This is a genomic window from Leptothrix toolikensis (SeqCode) (genome assembly GCF_057922285.1).
The window spans coordinates 20142-37248 of sequence record NZ_JBYSVC010000006.1 but is presented as its reverse complement, the minus strand read 5'-3'; the positions used below and the strand labels follow the sequence as shown (position 1 = coordinate 37248).

The 17107-nt window shown below is 64.6% G+C and carries 15 protein-coding genes; 5 read left to right on the top strand and 10 right to left on the bottom strand.

Annotated elements, in window-relative coordinates; all coding sequences use genetic code 11:
* Positions 1-90 precede the first annotated feature (90 nt).
* The 8 genes from AC3VI7_RS02010 to AC3VI7_RS01975 all read right to left on the bottom strand — a co-directional run bounded on the left by AC3VI7_RS02010 (position 91) and on the right by AC3VI7_RS01975 (position 8188).
* Positions 91-1242: a Fic family protein gene (locus AC3VI7_RS02010; RefSeq protein WP_489667696.1), complete on the bottom strand. Its 1152-nt coding sequence runs from the start codon at positions 1240-1242 to the stop codon at positions 91-93.
* Positions 1239-2000, bottom strand: a complete 762-nt coding sequence (locus AC3VI7_RS02005) for a hypothetical protein (protein ID WP_489667695.1) — start codon at positions 1998-2000, stop codon at positions 1239-1241. The genes AC3VI7_RS02010 and AC3VI7_RS02005 overlap by 4 nt, the downstream gene beginning before the upstream one ends.
* A 29-nt stretch (positions 2001-2029) precedes the next feature.
* Positions 2030-3373 carry a type II toxin-antitoxin system HipA family toxin YjjJ gene (yjjJ, locus tag AC3VI7_RS02000; RefSeq protein WP_489667694.1) on the bottom strand — a complete coding sequence of 448 codons (1344 nt, stop codon included), beginning with the start codon at positions 3371-3373 and terminating at the stop codon, positions 2030-2032.
* A gap of 73 nt (positions 3374-3446) precedes the next feature.
* Positions 3447-3992, bottom strand: coding sequence for an SRPBCC family protein (locus AC3VI7_RS01995; protein WP_489667693.1), 546 nt, complete (start codon positions 3990-3992; stop codon positions 3447-3449).
* 159 nt (positions 3993-4151) lie between these two features.
* On the bottom strand, positions 4152-4832 hold the full coding sequence (locus AC3VI7_RS01990; protein WP_489667692.1) for an FMN-binding negative transcriptional regulator: 681 nt from the start codon (positions 4830-4832) through the stop codon (positions 4152-4154).
* A gap of 12 nt (positions 4833-4844) precedes the next feature.
* Entirely contained in the window at positions 4845-6941 is a 2097-nt protein-coding gene (gene fusA, locus AC3VI7_RS01985) for an elongation factor G (RefSeq protein WP_489667691.1), read from the bottom strand.
* Between the two features lie 32 nt (positions 6942-6973).
* Positions 6974-7480: a nucleoside deaminase gene (locus tag AC3VI7_RS01980; protein ID WP_489667690.1), complete on the bottom strand. Its 507-nt coding sequence runs from the start codon at positions 7478-7480 to the stop codon at positions 6974-6976.
* 81 nt (positions 7481-7561) lie between these two features.
* Positions 7562-8188 carry a TetR family transcriptional regulator gene (locus AC3VI7_RS01975; RefSeq protein ID WP_489667689.1) on the bottom strand — a complete coding sequence of 209 codons (627 nt, stop codon included), beginning with the start codon at positions 8186-8188 and terminating at the stop codon, positions 7562-7564.
* Positions 8189-8269: 81 nt separating this feature from the next.
* On the opposite strand from AC3VI7_RS01975, the gene AC3VI7_RS01970 reads away from it, so the two are divergent.
* Genes AC3VI7_RS01970 through AC3VI7_RS01955 form a run of 4 tightly spaced genes read left to right on the top strand, consistent with a single transcriptional unit; the run spans position 8270 to position 14467 of the window.
* On the top strand, positions 8270-9511 hold the full coding sequence (locus AC3VI7_RS01970; protein WP_489667688.1) for an efflux RND transporter periplasmic adaptor subunit: 1242 nt from the start codon (positions 8270-8272) through the stop codon (positions 9509-9511).
* A 16-nt stretch (positions 9512-9527) separates the two neighbouring features.
* Positions 9528-12713: an efflux RND transporter permease subunit gene (locus AC3VI7_RS01965; RefSeq protein ID WP_489667687.1), complete on the top strand. Its 3186-nt coding sequence runs from the start codon at positions 9528-9530 to the stop codon at positions 12711-12713.
* Entirely contained in the window at positions 12713-14113 is a 1401-nt protein-coding gene (locus AC3VI7_RS01960) for an efflux transporter outer membrane subunit (protein WP_489667686.1), read from the top strand. Before AC3VI7_RS01965 ends, AC3VI7_RS01960 begins: the two co-directional genes overlap by 1 nt.
* 57 nt (positions 14114-14170) lie before the next feature.
* On the top strand, positions 14171-14467 hold the full coding sequence (locus AC3VI7_RS01955; protein WP_489667685.1) for a hypothetical protein: 297 nt from the start codon (positions 14171-14173) through the stop codon (positions 14465-14467).
* A gap of 30 nt (positions 14468-14497) precedes the next feature.
* Here AC3VI7_RS01955 and AC3VI7_RS01950 read toward each other — a convergent pair whose 3' ends face one another.
* Positions 14498-14902, bottom strand: coding sequence for a thioesterase family protein (locus tag AC3VI7_RS01950; RefSeq protein ID WP_489667684.1), 405 nt, complete (start codon positions 14900-14902; stop codon positions 14498-14500).
* Positions 14903-14992: 90 nt separating this feature from the next.
* On the opposite strand from AC3VI7_RS01950, the gene AC3VI7_RS01945 reads away from it, so the two are divergent.
* Positions 14993-15565, top strand: coding sequence for a hypothetical protein (locus tag AC3VI7_RS01945; protein WP_489667683.1), 573 nt, complete (start codon positions 14993-14995; stop codon positions 15563-15565).
* Positions 15566-15571: 6 nt separating this feature from the next.
* Here the strand turns inward: AC3VI7_RS01945 and AC3VI7_RS01940 are convergent, their stop codons facing one another.
* Positions 15572-16987 (bottom strand): 8-oxoguanine deaminase, encoded by a 1416-nt coding sequence (locus AC3VI7_RS01940; protein ID WP_489667682.1) that lies wholly within the window; start codon positions 16985-16987, stop codon positions 15572-15574.
* Positions 16988-17107: the final 120 nt, after the last annotated feature.

Below are 17107 nucleotides of genomic sequence, written 5' to 3'. Positions count from 1 at the left end.
TTTGACTCGTAGCATCCAAGGCAAGGGGTTTCGTTCATGACAGCGAGGGTGGCGAGAGATGAGTAGGCATTCCCAACACGTGTGGCAGCCTTAGGAGGCTTTGTCGCTCAGTTCGTAGCTGGTACTACGCCCACCTGCTTCTGATTTTTGCAAGACGCCACGAGCCAGTAAATCGGTGATGTCGCGCAGGGCGGTGTCGGGTGAGCATTTGGCGATGGCGGCCCATTTGCTGCTGGTGAGTTTGCCGTCGAAGCCGTCGAGCAGTCGATTGATCAGCTTCGCCTGTCGCTCGTTGGGCGGTGCCGAACCGGGTGTCGCCCAGCGTTGCCAGAACTGGGCCTTGGCAAGTACCGCGTTGAGCGTGTGCTGTGCCTGATCGACGGCCAAGTGGAGTGTGTGGAGGAACCAAGCCAACCACTCGGTGACATCCAGCGAGGTTTTCTGGGTGCGCTCTAGGATGTCGTAGTAGGCCTTGCGCTCGCGCTGGATTTGCGCTGATAAGCTGTAAAAGCGCTGGGTACTGCCGTCAGCACGAGCTAAAAACAGGTCGCCGATAGCGCGGGCGATGCGGCCGTTGCCGTCATCAAACGGATGCAAGGTGACGAGCCACAAGTGGGCTAGGCCGGCTTTGATCAGGGCCGGTTCGCCCGACGTGCTGTTGGCCCAAGCCAGAAAACGGTCGATCTCGGTGGCCAGTCGGTCAGCGGGGGGCGCTTCAAAATGCACACGCTGCCGACTTGGGTGACCCAGAGGGCCAGAGATCACCTGCATCGGTCCGGTGGCGTCGTCACGCCAGCAGCCCACGTTGATGCGGACCAAGCCCGCATAGCCTGTGGGGAAGAGCGCGGCATGCCACCCGAACAAGCGCTCCCGCGTGATGGGGGCATCGCAGTGCGCTGTGGCGTCGAGCACCATTTCGACCACACCTTCAACGTGTCGATCCACCGGAGCCAAGGCACCGATGTCCACGCCAAGGCGGCGGGCGATGGAGGAGCGTACAGACAAGACGTTGAGTTGCTCACCCTCCATCTCGCTGGTTTTGATGACGTCATCGGTGAGTGCCGACAGACTGGCTTGATCGCGCAAGGCCATGCCGACATCGGCCAGTCGGCCCATCAACAGGCCCTGAGCGCGGCTGACGTTGGCCAAGGGCTGGGCCAAAGCCGCCACGTCGAAGCGCCAACTTGGCCAGTCGCTGGCCTGCCAAATGTATGTGTTACCCGTGTTATCGCCGCATTTCATGCGGTGATTGTGGCCATATTCTCCGCAGGCAGCAACGCCTTCGCCGCCTCGATTCGCAGTGCCAAAGGCGCGGTGGGGTCGTTCATGACGGCCAGCAAGAAGGTTTGGGGAGCGAGGTTGGGGCCGTAGTCGCGGGGTTGGGTTGCGGTGGGCGGTGGTTCTGCGGGCTGTGCAGCGGCGGTCGCGGCAGCTTCATCGACTTGGAGATCGGCTTGAAGTTGGGCCAAGGCGGTGCTGAAGGCGGCGGGCTGGATGCTTTTCAGGGCGCTGAGCAGGTGCGCTTGGCCATCGCGGCCCGGGGGGATGTCGAGCCAAGGGGTTTCGGCAAACAGTGGGGCCAAGTCGGGGGCGACGAAAGTGGACCAGTTGCCGGTGACTTGGAGGGCTGGGACGGCCACGGTGTCGTCCGGGGTATCCACGGTGGGCATCAGCTTGATACGCCGAGCAGCGACGTCGGGCAGGTAGCGGTGGCGCAGATGCTCAAGGAAGCTTTGGGCCTGCGCCAAGCTCACCGGCTCGCTGAGCGAGAACCAAAGTTGCAGGCCGTCGAGACCTGAGGCGGCGATGGCGGGTGCGGGCAGATCCAAATCACTCTGCACCCCGCGCCAAACCGTCGAAAGCTGCTGCCAGTCCGCCGGCCCGGCCAGCTCGAACACCATGGCGCGGGCGACGGCCACCGATCCTTGATCGAGGGTCTCAACCGTGGTGGGTCGAAGAGGACGGTAGAGGCGCTGAAATTCGGTCTGCAATCGGCTCATGGGGTCATGGGGTTGTGGCGGGGGGGAGATCACCCGAGACGGGCGATGGTTGTGCTGGCGACGTCAAGATGTCGGGCGAGGCTTTGGAGGCAAGGCTGGAAGTTGGCTGAGCACCGGGAATCAGCCCGAAGGCGAGCCAGAAAATCGCTGGCCCAACCCAGCGTTTGGCCCCAAATGGGGTGGGGGACGCTGGCGTGCAGGTGGGCCGCCGGCACATCATGGGGCATGCCGCCGCTCGCCCGGGGGGCGAAGGCCATGGGCAGCATGTCGTAGGCCGGGGCCAGCGCGTAGGGGCGACCGTGGTGGCTGACGAAGGAGAGATTGCCGTTGTGCATGTCGGTGTTGCCGATCAGCGTCCCAAAAGCGTAGAGCCGCGCTGCATCGTGGACCGCTGCGGGCCGGATGTGCCGGCCGGCTGCCAGTCGTGCCGCGAGGGCGGGCCACGGTGCGGTGGCGTCGCCGACGAACTCTGCTTCGAGGGCACTGAGGGAGCACAGACCGCACCGCCCTTGGGTGCCGACCCGATCAAAGCGTTCAAGCTCCAAAAAGCGCTGGCCGGCGTGGTCGATGACGCCAGAGCGGGCCGCCGGCAAGCCTGCGGCGCGCAGCGTCTCAAGGGCATGGTGTTCAGCCAACAGCAGGTCACGCCACCGTTCGGTCACGGGGTTGGCTTCTGGCAAGGTGAACTTGACCAACACATGGCAAGGGTTCGTGGGGGTTTGAACCAAGGCGGTGAACTTGGGCTGTTCGCCGCCAGCCGATGAGCCGGGCCGATCACCGCTGGTGGCTTCTTGGGCCAGACGGGCGTAGATCGCACCCTTTTGACGCGTCGGTATCGCTGCCGGAGGCGGGGCGCTCAGAAAATGGTCCCGGGCGCGGTCGCCCAACAGCACGTTGCCCACCGCATCGTGACCGTGCGCCATCAGGGCGCGCAACGCGTCGGCATCGCTCCAGTCGGATAGTTTGGTCGGCAGGCCCAGCATGTCGGCATGTTGTGCCGCGTAGGCTCGTCCAAGGAAGCCTTGGGGGCGCATATCGAGCAGCCACCACGGCAGGCTGTCGCTATGCAGCGTGATGCCGTCGGCTTGGCGCATGACGAAGCCATCGGGGCGAACGGGGATCAGTTCTCCCAGTGGCTGGATCGTGCCGTCCGTGCCGACGCGGTAGACGGGGATGTCGTTGAGTCCGCGTTGTGCGTCGCGCAGAACGTATTGAATGGATCTGGCCGCACCGATACGCACGACGGCATCGCCCATGGCGGTGATGGCTCGTGAGAGCGTCGGCTGGCTGATGCCTGTTTTTTCAAGGAGTTGGCGTGGGCTGGTCGGCCCTTGTGCCAGATATCGTCGAAGGTCGTCGTCGTGGGTTGTCACGCTTGGCCGGGGCGAGTGAATAGCTCGATGAATAGATTCATGAATCCATTGAATCTATCACGAGCCCTTCAACTCACGGCGCCAGCACCGCCGGCGTCGCACTCTCGGCCAAGGCCTTGAGGTTGCTCAGGCCCTTTTCAAACATGCCGCCGATCAGGCGATCACTGAACAGCAGACCCATCAACTTGCCCATGAAATTGTTCGTGCCCTGCATGGACCACGTCACCAAGGTGGTCTCGCCTTGGCGGTCGAGGGTGAATTCGACGCTGTTGTGGGCCTCGAAAGGCTGGAGGTAATCGAGCTTCATGCGCACTCGGCTGTGGGGCACGGACTCGGTGATCTCGATGCGGCCGGTGCCGGCTTGATGGTTGCCGACCCAGGCATAACTGGCTCCGAGACCTTGGGTGTTTTCGCTGTAAGTCCGTTTCATCGACGGATCCAGCGATTCCCACGGACCCCAAGCGGCGTGGCGGCGCAGGTCGTTGATCAGGGCAAAAAGGGTATCCGGGCTGGCTTTGACCAAGGTGGCACGCGCAATGCGGAAGGTGTCGGGTCGGGTGGCTGTGTAGATCAGCAACGCGACGACGACGATCAGGATGAGAAGGAAAAACTTGAGCATCGGACTCTCCGAGGTGGCACGCCGTCTCGTGGACGGTCTGTCGCGGCCACGTCTGTTGGTCAGGACGTTTTGACAGATCCCTGAAAGCGGCCCGAGCGTAACCGCCTCCGCGCTCTGTTCTTCTCAAGGATTTCCCGTAATGCGAAATGTTGGTAAGCACTACCCAGCGTTGCGCATGAGCTTTGTCAGGGCCTCGTTCGCGTCCTGTGCGGGCGCTGTTTGAGCGTCCAGGCCTTGGATCACGCCAGCACGGTTGGGTGCAGTTTGGTTCTGGCTGAGCTTGAACTTGCCGGTGAGTCGCGTGATGGTGATCTCGATGCCCACCACTGCCGACACCATGCGCTCGATGTAATCGCTGGGTGCATCCAGCATCTGCCACGGTGCGGGCCGAGCTTGCTCTTGGCCATGGGTCAGCGCATGCATTTGGGCGCGAACCCAAGCCGGGTCGTCGATGACACGCGCCTGCCCGTGGGCGTGGACCACCGCGTAGTTCCATGTCGGCACCACTTTGCCGTTGTCGGCCTTGCTGGGATACCACGAGGGCGTGACGTAGGCCTCGGGGCCATGAAAGATCGCCAAAACATCCATCACCCCAGCCGGGGCTTGGGCGATCTTTTGCCAAAGCGGATTGGCCCGCGCTACATGAGCACGCAATACGCCGAGGTCATCCGCTGCTGCATTCGCCGCTGGCTGGGTGATTAGCGACACAGGCAGGTGATCGGCGTCAAGGGGATCAAAACCCGGTGTGCTGCCCGTGATGAGCGTTGCCAACGGGTGAGTGCGCATCAGCGCGTGCAAGACCTCAAGGCGGGTTTCGTGGAAGGGGGATGGGAGGTACATGACCAGCAGCCCTCAATCTTCATCTTTGAGTTGGAAGTGCTTCACCATCTCCGCTTGCACGTTCGGCGGCACGGCGTCGAAGTGCGATAGGGCCAAGGTGTAGTGGCCTTCGCCGCGCGTGAGGGCGTTCAGGCGAGTTTGGTAGCTGGTGAGTTCAGCCAAGGGGACGCGGGCGCGAACCACGGCTTGGCCGGTGGTCAGCGCATCCGTAGCGCGCACCTCGCCACGGCGCGAGGATAGGTCGCCGGTCACGTCGCCTAGCACGGCCTCGGGGGCGCTGATTTCGACATCGACGATGGGCTCCAGCACCACGGGTGTGGCCTCACGCAGGGCTTGGATGAAGGCTTTCTTGCCGGCGGTCACAAAAGCGATGTCCTTGCTATCGACGCTGTGGTGTTTGCCGTCGAGCACCGTGACGCGCACATCCACCACCGGGTGACCGCTGATGACGCCGGCTGCCATTGCCAAGCGCACGCCCTTTTCGACCGACGGCATGAACTGCCCCGGAATGGCACCGCCCTTGACCGCGCTGACGAACTCGAAACCCGCTCCGCGCGGCAACGGCTCGACTTGCAGGTGGACCTCGCCGAATTGGCCCGCGCCGCCGCTTTGCTTCTTGTGACGGTACTGCGCCTGCGCGGCCACCGTGATGGTCTCGCGGTAGGCGATGCGCGGCGGTGCGGTATCGACTTCGACGCGATAGGTTTCGCGCAGGCGCTCCAGCAGCACGCGCAGATGGAGTTCTCCCAAGCCGTAGACCACGGTTTCGTGCGTGCTGGCGACGTGCTCGGTCTTCAGGCACGGGTCTTCGGCGGTTAGCTTGGCCAACACTTCCGCCAGACGCTGCTCGTCGCCGTGGCGCTGGGGTTTCAGCGCCAGACCATGCACCGGCACCGGGAAGGGCAGGGGCTTCAAGTGGATGTGATCGTCCTCGGCGGCGTCGTGCAGCACCGCGTCGAAGGCGATCTCATCGACCTTGGCGATGGCCACGATGTCGCCCGGCCCAGCCTGGTTCACCTCCACATGCTCCCGGCCTTGAAGGCGGAACAGGTGCCCGACCTTGAAGGGCTTGCGACCATCACCGATGTAGAGCTGGCTGTTCGGTGTCACGGTGCCTTGGTGGACGCGCAAGACGCCGAGCTTGCCGACGTAGGGGTCGATGCTGACCTTGAAGACATGGGCCAGCACATGGACTTGCATATGGGCGCTGGCATCGACACGCGCCACCATCGGCGTGGCGGCTTCGCCTTCGCCCTTGAGGAAGGCCGGCGGGTTGCCTTCCGACGGGTCCGGCAGCAACTGCACGATCACGTCGAGCAGCGCCTTCACGCCCGCCCCGGTTTTGGCCGACACAAACACCACGGGGATCAGATGACCCTCGCGCAGCGCCTGCTCCAGCGGCGCGTGCAGTTCGGTGGCGGGCACGTCGCCCTCGTTGAGGTAGCGCTCGACAAAATCGCCATCGACTTCCACCACCTGTTCCACCAGCGCACGGTGCGCAGCAGCGACGGAGGAAAAATCGGCCTCGTGACCGGCGGTGGCCTCAGGGGTCAACCAGCCATCGACCACCTCCTGACCTTGACGCGCCGGCAGGTTCAGCGGCAGGCATTCACGGCCAAAGGTGGCTTGGATGTCGGCCAGCAGCGCTTGCAGATCCACCCCGACGGTGTCGATGCGGTTGACGATGATGAGGCGGTCGAGCTGGCGCTCTGCCGCCCAAGTCATCATGCGCAGCGCCATGGGCTCGATGCCGGTGGCGGCGTTGATGACGATGGCGGCGGTTTCCACCGCTTCAAGCGCGGGTAGCGACTGGCCAAGGCAGTCGGCGCTGCCGGGCGTGTCGAGCAAATGGATGCGGGTGTCTTGATGGCTGAGGTGCAACACGCTGGTGAGCAGCGAGTGCTGCATGCGCTGCTCCAGCGCATCAAAGTCGCTGACGGTGTTGCTCCGTTCCACCGACCCCGCCGCGCCGATCATGCTGGCGGCCTGCAACAGCGCCTCCGCCAAGGTGGTCTTGCCAGCCGCACTCGGGCCGACCAAGGCAAGGTTGCGGATCGCGATCTGGGAACGGGTCGCACGGGCACTGCTCTTGGAGACGGGACTGATCATGATGAGAGAGCCTAGTTTTAGACAGGCCCAGACTACGCCGATTGGGGGCGATTCGTCCAGAAATCAACATGCAGCGCCGCGATCTCCTCTTCCATCGCCGCCACCGGGCCGATCACCTCAATGGCCTTTTGGCCGCGCGCAAACACCTCGCGGCACGGCAGATCAAGCGTCGGGTTGTCGGCGTGGTTGCCGGTGAGTTGCAGCAAGCGCGCCTCGCTCATGCCGTAAACCACCCGGCCGATGTGCGCCCAATACTGCGTGGCCGCACACATCGCGCACGGCTCCACCGTGGTCACCAGCGTGCATTGCCAAAGCAGGTCGGCCTCAAACCGCTCCGCCGCCGCCCGTGCCAGCACCGCCTCCGCATGATTGACCGTGCTCACATTGCCCTGCCGCAACAACACCGTGTACCCATCCGGCCCGATCAACACCGCCCCAAACGGATGATGCCCACCAGCCAGCGCCTGCCGAGCGACAGACTGAGCTTCGGAGAGCCAAGAGGCGAGGAGGGCGGGGGTGGGCGCAGGACGTGTTGGCATGGGGGCGATCCTATCCCCGTTGATGCCTTGTCGATTCCCTGTGGATGACCCGTTAGCCCCCGAGCATGGGTTTCGACAAGCTCACCCCGAACAAGCCAAGTAACCCGTTAACCCCGCCACATAAATCTCCAGCGCCCGCTCGCCGGCGGTCAGGACTGGGTCGGGGTGATCCATTTGGGTGGCGTGTTTGAGCAGGCCATCGACGAGGGCGTACAGGCCCAAGGCGGCAGCGTCGAGGGTTGCGGGCGGGGCGGTGGGGTGGATGTCGGCCATCAGTTGGCGCAGGCGCTGGGTGTAGCGGGCGACGCCGTCGAGTTGGCGTTGGCGCAAGGGGGCCAGTTCTTCGTTGTGTTCGGTGCGGTGCATGGCGATGCAGAACACGCGCCGGGTGCGTGCGTCGTTGCGCAGGCGTTGCAGGGGCATTTGGGCCAGTTCGCGCAGTGCGGCGGCCGGGTCGGTGCTGGCGCGTTGGCCGATGATGGCTTGGGCGGCTTGTTCGCAGGGCAGGGTGGCCCGGTCCATCATGGCGCAGTACAGATCGGCCTTGTCTTTGAAGTGCCAGTAGATGGCACCGCGTGTCAGCCCGGCGGCGCTGGCGATCTCGTGCAACGAGGTCCGGCCCACGCCTTGGTGCAAGAAAAGGGTTTCAGCGGTGTCGAGCAACTGCTCGCGGGTGGCAGCGGCGTCTTCTTTGGTGCGGCGAACCATGGCGGCCCTTCAAACATACATGCACGATTGTATGTAAGATGCCACCCCTTTCCAGCCCTGTTTTCCCAGTCGAGGCCCCCGATGTCCCTGTCTCATCTCCCCGTTTCGTTTCGAATGGCCTACGCCGGGCGCGCCTTGCTGGTGGTGTCGGCGTTGATCTTGGCGGCGTGTGGGGGCGGGGGTTCGGCGGGGCCGCAGGTGGGTGCCGGGGCTTCGGCACCGGCCATGCCGCCGCCGCCCGCTGTGGGCGTGATCACGGTGCAGCCGACCTCGGTGGCCTTGGCGACCGATCTGCCGGGTCGCTTGGAGGCTTGGCGCACGGCGCAGGTGCGGGCTCGGGTGCCGGGCATCGTGCATAAGCGCTTGTTCAATGAGGGTGGCATGGTCAAGGCCGGGCAGTCGCTGTTCCAGCTGGATGCTTCGCTGTATCGCGCCACGCTTGACAGCGCACAGGCCGCGCAGGCCAAGGCCGAAGCGAATCTGGCGCAGGCCCGCGCCACCTTTGAGCGCAACGAGCCGCTGGTGGCGGCCAAGGCCATCAGCCAGACTGAATGGGTGGGTACGCAGACCGCGTTGAAGCTGGCCGAGGCCGACGTGGCCACCGCCAAGGCCACGGTGCAAACCGCCAAGCTCAATCTTGAATACGCCGCCGTGCAAGCGCCGATTCATGGCCGCATCGGCCGCTCGCTGGTCACCGAAGGGGCGCTGGTGGGGCAGGGCGAGGCCACGCTGCTGGCCACGATCCAGCAGACCGACCTGATGTACGTCAACTTCACCCAGCCGGCCTCTGAAGTACTGCGCTTGCGCCGCGCTTTCGAGTCCGGTCAGCTCAAGCGCGTGGGCGCTGCGGGCGGCGGCGGGGCCGAACTGAAGGTGGTGCTGGACGATGGCAGCGAATATGCGCACCCCGGCAAGCTGCTGTTTTCTGATCTGACGGTCGATGCCACTTCGGGCCAAGTGACGCTGCGCGCTGAAGTGCCCAACCCCGATGGCGTGCTGCTGCCGGGCTTGTTCGTCAAGGTGCGGCTGGCGCTGGCGCGCACCGATGCCGGCATCTTGGTGCCGCAACAAGCGGTGACCCGCGCCGCCACGGGCGACACGGTGCTGGTGGTGGGCGAGGGCGATATGCCCATGCCGCGTCCGGTCAAGATCGGCTCGGCCCAAGGCTCGCAGTGGGTGGTGCTGGACGGCTTGAAGCCGGGTGAGCAAGTCATCGTGGACGGCTTCCAGAAGATGCGGCCCAAGTCGCCGGTGCGCCCGGTGCCGTGGACCCCGGTCGGCGCGGCACCGTCCGCCCCTGCTGCTTCGGCTGCCAGCCGCTGACCCGGAGGCCTGAGCCATGTCCTCACGTTTTTTCATCGACCGGCCGATTTTTGCCTGGGTGATTGCGCTGTTCATCCTCGTCTTGGGGGCCGCTGCGATCACCAAGTTGCCGGTGGCGCAGTACCCGACGGTGGCCCCGCCTTCCATCGTCATCAGCATGAACTACCCCGGCGCTTCGGCGCAGGTGCTGGAAGACACCGTGTTGGCCGTGATCGAGCAAGAGCTCAACGGCGCGCCCAACCTGATCTACATGGAGTCGAGCACCGACGCCAACGGCTCGGGCACGCTGAATGCGACCTTCCAGCCCGGCACCGACGTGGCGATTGCGCAGATCGAGGTGCAAAACCGCCTGAGCCGCGCCACGCCGCGCCTGCCCGCAGTGGTCACGCAGCTGGGCGTGCGGGTGGACAAAGCCCGCTCCAACTTCTTGATGATCGCCATGATCACCTCGCGCAATCCGGCCTTTGACCCGATTGCTTTGGGTGACTACGCCGCGCGCAACGTCCAGCCTGAAATCCTGCGGATTGCCGGTGTCGGTCAAGCCACGCTGTTCGGCACTGAGCGTGCGCTGCGCATCTGGGTCGATCCGGCCCGGTTGGTGGGTTATGGCCTGTCGATGAACGACGTGGTGGCGGCGATCCGGGCGCAAAACCTGCAAGTCTCGGCCGGCACCGTGGGCGGCACACCCAGCCCGCGTGAACAGAGCATGTTCGCCACCGTCAACGTGGCCGGTCAGTTCAGCACCCCGGCTGAGTTTGCTCAGATCCAGCTGCGCACCAACCCCGACGGCTCGGCCGTGCGGGTGCGTGACGTGGCGCGGGTCGAGATCGGCGGCGCGGCGTATGCCACCTCGTCGCGCCTGAACGGCGTGACCGCCACCGGCATCGGTATTCAGCTCTCGCCCACCGGCAACGCGCTGGCCACGGCTACCGCGATCAAGGCCCGGCTGGCTGAGTTGCAGAAGTACTTTCCCGAAGGCGTGAGCTTCGAAGTGCCCTATGACGCCTCCAAGTTCGTCAGCATCTCGATCGAGAAGGTCATCCACACCCTGATTGAGGCCATCGCGCTGGTCTTTGTGGTGATGTTCTTGTTCCTGCAAAACCTGCGCTACACGCTGATCCCGACCATCGTGGTGCCGGTGGCCTTGATGGGCACCTTTGCGGTGATGCTGACGGCCGGCTTTTCGATCAACGTGCTCACGCTCTTTGGCATGGTGCTGGCCATCGGCATCTTGGTGGACGACGCCATCGTGGTGGTGGAAAACGTCGAACGCATCATGGCCGAAGAAGGGCTCTCGCCGCGTGATGCCACCGTCAAGGCGATGGGCCAGATCACCGGGGCGATCATCGGTATCACCGTGGTGCTGGTGAGCGTGTTCGTGCCAATGGCGTTTTTCAGCGGCTCGGTGGGCAACATCTACCGCCAGTTCTCGCTCTCGATGGTGTCGTCGATGCTGTTCTCAGCGCTGATGGCCTTGTCGCTCACGCCGGCGCTTTGCGCCACGCTGCTTAAACCCGTCGATCCGGGCCATCACGCGAAGAAGGGCTTTTTTGGTGCCTTCAACCGCGCCTTCAAGCGCACCACCCACGGCTACGAAGGCTTGGTGGCACGCATCATTCGCAAGGCGGGGCGCTATCTGGTGATCTACGCCGCCGTCTTGGGCGCGGTGGCCTTCCTCTACAACCGGCTGCCGACCTCCTTCTTGCCCAACGAAGACCAAGGCTATCTGCTGGTCAACGTGCAGCTGCCGCCGGGCGCGTCGGTCAACCGTACCGAAAAGGTCATGCAGCAAGTCGAGGGCTACTTCATGAAGCAGCCCGAGGTCGAAAAGATCATCGGCGTGATGGGCTTCAGCTTTGCCGGTGCGGGCCAAAACGCTGGCTTGGCCTTCGTGCCGCTGAAGGACTGGAGCGAGCGTCCGGGCGCAGAGCACACCGCGCAGGCGGTGGCTGGCCGGGCCTTTGGCGCGATGATGCAAGTGCGCGATGGCTTTATCTTTCCGCTCTCGCCGCCACCGATTCCTGAACTGGGCACCGCCACCGGCTTCACCTTCCGGCTCCAAGACCGCGCCGGTCTGGGCCATGACGCTTTGCTGGCGGCGCGCAATCAGTTGCTCGGCATGGCCAGCCAAAGCAAGGTGCTGGCGGGGGTGCGACCGGACGGTCTGGAAGACGCGCCGCAGCTCAAGCTCGACATCGACCGCGAACGCGCCGCCGCTTTGGGCGTGCCGTTTGACGCCATCGCCGGCACGCTGGCCACCGCTTTTGGCTCCACCTACGTCAACGACTTCCCCAACGCCGGGCGCATGCAGCGCGTGGTGGTCCAGGCTGATGCAACGCTGCGCAGCCAGCCCGAGGATCTGCTCAAGCTGCACGTGCCCAACAACCGGGGCCAGCAAGTGCCGATCTCGGCCTTTGCCAGCACGCGCTGGATCAAGGGCCCGGTGCAGACGGTGCGCTACAACGGCTACTCGGCCATGAAGATCGCCGGCGACGCCGCCAAGGGCTTCAGCACGGGGGACGCGATGGCCGAAATGGAACGCCTGGCCACCCAGTTGCCGCAGGGCTTTGGCTATGAGTGGACTGGCCAATCGCGCGAAGAAAAGCTCTCGGGCGCGCAAGCGCTGGTCTTGATGGCGTTCTCGATGCTGGCGGTGTTTCTGTGTCTGGCCGCGCTCTATGAGAGCTGGAGCATCCCGGTGGCGGTGTTGCTGGTGGTGCCGCTGGGCATCCTGGGCTCACTCACGGGCGTTTGGCTGCGCGACATGCCCAACGACGTTTACTTCAAGGTTGGGCTGATCACCATCATTGGTCTTTCTGCCAAGAACGCCATCCTGATCATCGAGTTCGCCAAGGACTTGCAGGCCGAAGGCAAGGGCTTGCTCGAAGCCACGCTCGAAGCCTGCCACCTGCGCTTTCGGCCGATCATCATGACCAGCTTCGCCTTCATCTTGGGCGTGCTGCCGCTGGCGATTGCCACCGGCGCGGGCTCGGCCAGTCAGCGGGCCATCGGCACGGGCGTGATGGGCGGCATGATCACCGCCACCGTGCTGGCGGTGTTTTTGGTGCCGGTGTTCTTTGTTGTCATTCGGCGCTTGTTTCCGAGCAAGCACGTCGCACCGCACGCCACGGCGCTGTCCTCGCCCGCGACCGATGCGGTGGCGGTGATGTTGAAGCCGGCCCAGCAAGAAGGGAAACACTGATGAAAAAAGCCCTTGGCTCATCTTGGGTCGCGGCCCTGACCGCCGTGACCTTGGCCGGTTTGGCGGGTTGTACCCATCTGGCCCCGAGCTATGAACGCCCGGCTGTGCCCTCCACGGTGGTGATGTCGGCTGAGCCCGCCGCTTCATCGGCTTCGGCCAACACAACGTCGGCCCCGCTGGCTTGGGACGCTTTGATCCGTTCAGCGCAGTTGCGGCCCTTGGTGCAGCAGGCGCTGGCGAACAACCGCGATGTGCGTGTGGCGCTGCTGAGCGTCGAGCGCGCCCGGGCTCAGTTGGGCGTCGTGCAGGCGGATCGTTATCCGACCTTGGGCGCGGGGCTCTCGGCCACGCGCAGCCCGAGTCTGGTGACGGGCAAGGAAGTCACCTTGATCAACGCCGGGGTGCAGTTCAACGCTTGGGAGCTGGACTTCTTCGGCCGCATCGCCAACTTGAGCGAAGCCGCCAAAGCCCAGTTGCTCGCCACCGAAGCCGGTCGGCGTAGTGCTGAGCTGACGCTGGTGGCTGCGGTGGTGACGAGCTACCTGAACTTGGCCGCCAACATCGAGCAGCTCGCCATGGCCGAGAGTGCTTTGGCCAGCCGCAGCGACACGCTCAAGCTCACGCAGCTCAAGGCCGATGTGGGCGCAGCAACCCAGCTTGAGCTGGTCTCGGCCCAAAGCTTGGTGGCTCAAGCCCAAAGTGCGGTCGCGCAACTCAGCCGGGCGCGTGCCCAAGAGCTGAACAACCTCAGCGTGCTGGTGGGCGGCCCGGTGCCGACCGATGCCATGGAAGCCACGCAGGCTGCTGAGGCAGGCGGCTTGGCCGAAGTGCCCGGTGGGCTGTCGTCCGAGGCCTTGCTGGCCCGCCCCGACGTGGTCCAAGCCGAGCAAGCGCTGATCGCGGCCCACGCCAACATCGGTGCTGCCCGGGCGGCGTTTTTCCCGCGCATCACCTTGACCGCCAGCGCCGGTCAGGTCGCCAACGTCTTCAGCGATCTGCTCCAGCCGGGTCATTTCGCGTGGACGCTCAGCTCGCAGGCCTTGATGACGATCTTCGATGCCGGCCGCAACCAGTCCAATCTAGAGATCGCCAAGATCAACCGCGAGATCGCGGTGGCGCAGTACGAAAAGGCGGTGCAAAACGCCTTCCGTGACACGGCCGACGCCTTGGCAGCCCAAGCCAGTTGGCGCGATCAGCGCAGCGCTCAAGAGCTGCAACTGCGCGCCACCCGCGAGATCGCCCGCCTGACCGACCTGCGCGCCAGCCGGGGTGCCGCCAGCGAGCTCGAACGCCAAGACGCCCAGCGCAACCTCCTCGCCGCCGAACAAGCCCTCGTCCAAACCCGTTTGGCCGAACAGCTCAACCGCCTGACGCTGTGGAAGGCGATGGGTGGGGGGTAACGTGGGGGATAAAGCGGACAATGCACCCCACGTTTCAGAAACTTCAAGAGATAGCGCATGAGCTTAAAAAACACCGGCCTCGTCAAAAACCTCGCCAAAAAACTTGAGGGCAAGATGAAGGCCACGGGCGTGCCCCACCGCTTCGCCCAAGGCTCAGCCCAAGCAGCAGCCCCATCGGCCGACAAACGTGAGCAGCGCCCCGCCGCGCCCAAGCTCATCCCCGTGGCCTGCCGCCTGCCCGCCGACCTCCTCAACCGCGTCCGTGACCGCGCCGTTACCCAAGACGGCGGCCTCAACGCCGTGATGGCGCAGGCGCTGGAGCAGTGGTTGGCCACTCAGGCCGTGGCGGAGTAAATCCCCCGCCCCCTTGTCAAAGGGGGTTTTCTACGTCCCCAACCGCTTTGCTGCTCCGCCCAGCAGGCGCTCGGCGCTGACGATGGCGCGTTGGTGGCTGCCGCGACCGATTTCGCCACCGGGATCACGGGCGGTGATTTCAAACACATGCAGCTTGCCTTCTCGGCCCACGTAGCGTGCTTCGGCCGTGACCAAGGCTCCGACCGGGGTGGCGGCGCTGTGGGTGACATCGACCCGCACACCCACCGATAACTCACCGGCCTTGAGTAGCGGATGCAGCACCCGCGAGGCGGCCAATTCCATCAAACCGATCATCCGTGCCGTGGCCAGCACCGCCGGAAAGCCGTCGGTGGCCTGTTGATTCAACACAGTGGCCAAATCGCCACCATCGACGGTCAGCGTTGCGGTGGCGGTGGTTCCAATCTCCAGGGTCATGGGGCAGCTTTCAAAAGGGTTTTGATCTGTATCAGAGGCGGTCGCCGAGGGTATCCCAAGCCACGTACTTCGTGCTCTAGGATGACCCACATGAGACTCAACCCACCCATTCCCCTTCCACGCGGCATGACCCTGCGGCGGCGTTTGGGCACGTTGGAAATGGCTTGGCGCTGGTTTGATTACAAGGCTGTGCTGTTCAGTTTGGGGCTGGTTTTTCTGGTGACCATCCAAGCGCTCGAAGCCTTGGGCCAGATCAACATCGAAAATTACGATGGTCTTGGCAGGATAGTTTTGCCGCTTGCAACGTTGGGGCTTACGTATGTTGTGGCAGCGTTTTGGCTCAACACCACCTTCATCGTCGTGGGGCCAGATCGGATCACCGTGAGGTACCGACCTGTGCCGTCTCCGGGCGAGAAAGATCTGTTGATCGCAGACATCCTCCAGCTCTTTGCCCGGGAAGAGATCACCAAGGCTCGGGACGATGATGAAAGTGATACGTCCAATTTTCAGGTTCGTGTCATCACCCGTGATCGCGCCGTCGTGGTTTTGGTGCCTAACCTGCGCAACGCCGAACAAGCCCGTTTCATCGAACAAGAAATCGAGCGCCACCTTGGCATTGAGGATGAAGCGGTCCCGGAAGAAATCGGGCGGGCGAAGGGCTGAGCGTTTTTAACCCCCCACCAACACCCCCGCCAGCCGGTTATGTCGCTCGACCAGCGGGCCGAGGTCCACGGTGGTGAGTTGGCCTTGGCGGACGACGATGCGGCCGTTGACGATGGTGTAGGCGGCTTGGGCTGAGGCGCAGAGCAGCAAAGCGCCGAGGGGGTCGTGCAGGGCACCGCCGGCAAAGCCCAGGGTGCGGGTGTCGAAGATCGCCAAATCGGCGGCCATGCCGACGCTGAGGTGGCCGATGTCGTCGCGGCCCAGCACGCGAGCCCCGCCTCGGGTGGCGATTTCAAGGGCGTTGCGGGCGGTCATCTCGGCCGGGCCGTGGTCGCAGCCGAAGGGCTCCAGCGAGCGCCCCACCCGCGCCAGCAGCATGGCTTGGCGCGCTTCGTTCAGCAGGTGCGCGGCGTCGTTGCTGGCGCTGCCGTCCACGCCCAAGCCCACCGGCACGCCAGCGTCGAGCATGCGGCGGATGGGCGCGATGCCCGAGGCCAAGCGCATGTTGCTGCACGGGCAGTGCGCCACCCCCGTGCCGGTGGCGGCAAAGCGGGCGATGCCGGGGGCGTCGAGCTTGACGCAGTGCGCGTGCCAAACATCGTCGCCCAGCCAGCCCAGGCTTTCGGCGTATTCGGTGGGCGTCATGCCGAACTTTTCGCGGCTGTAGGCCACGTCGTGGTCGTTCTCGGCCAGATGGGTGTGCATGCGGGTGCGGTATGCCCGCGCCAGCTGCGCCGATTCGCGCATCAAGTCGCGGCTGACGCTGAAGGGCGAGCAGGGTGCCGCCACCACCCGCAGCATGGCGTAGCGCCCTTCGTCGTGATGGGTTTCGATCAGGCGCTGGGTGTCTTTGAGGATGGCGTCTTCGCGCTCCACCAAGCTGTCGGGCGGCAACCCGCCGCTGGATTCACCCACGCTCATGCTGCCGCGTGCGGCATGAAAGCGCATGCCTATTTGCTGCGCCGCTTCGATCGAGTCGTCGAGCCGCACGCCGTTGGGGTAGAGGTAGAGGTGGTCGGAGCTGGTGGTGCAGCCCGAAAGCAGCAACTCCGCCATCGCCACCTGGGTGCTCACCTGCACCATCTCGGGCGTCAGGCCGGCCCAGATCGGATAAAGCGTCTTCAGCCACCCAAACAACTCCGCGTTCTGCGCCGCCGGAATCGCCCGCGTGAGGCTTTGGTACATGTGGTGATGCGTATTGATCAACCCCGGCACCACCACATGCCCCCGCGCATCAATCACCTCATCCACCTCGCCCACCCACTGCTGCGCCATGCCCGCCACTTCCGCCGCCGGCCCCACCGCCGCAATCACCCCGCCCCGAATCAACACACTCCCATCCCGCACCTCCCTGCGCTGCTCGTCCATGGTGGCGATGAGGGTGGCGTGGTGGATGAGGAGGGTGGGTGTCGTGGGTGTCATGGTGGGTGCAGTGGGTGTTTCGCTTGAAACCACCCATGGCCTTTTTAAATGGGGGGACGGCATGGGTCGCATCACGAACCCGTTCGCCCTGAGCCTGTCGAAGGGCTTGAGGCCAAACGG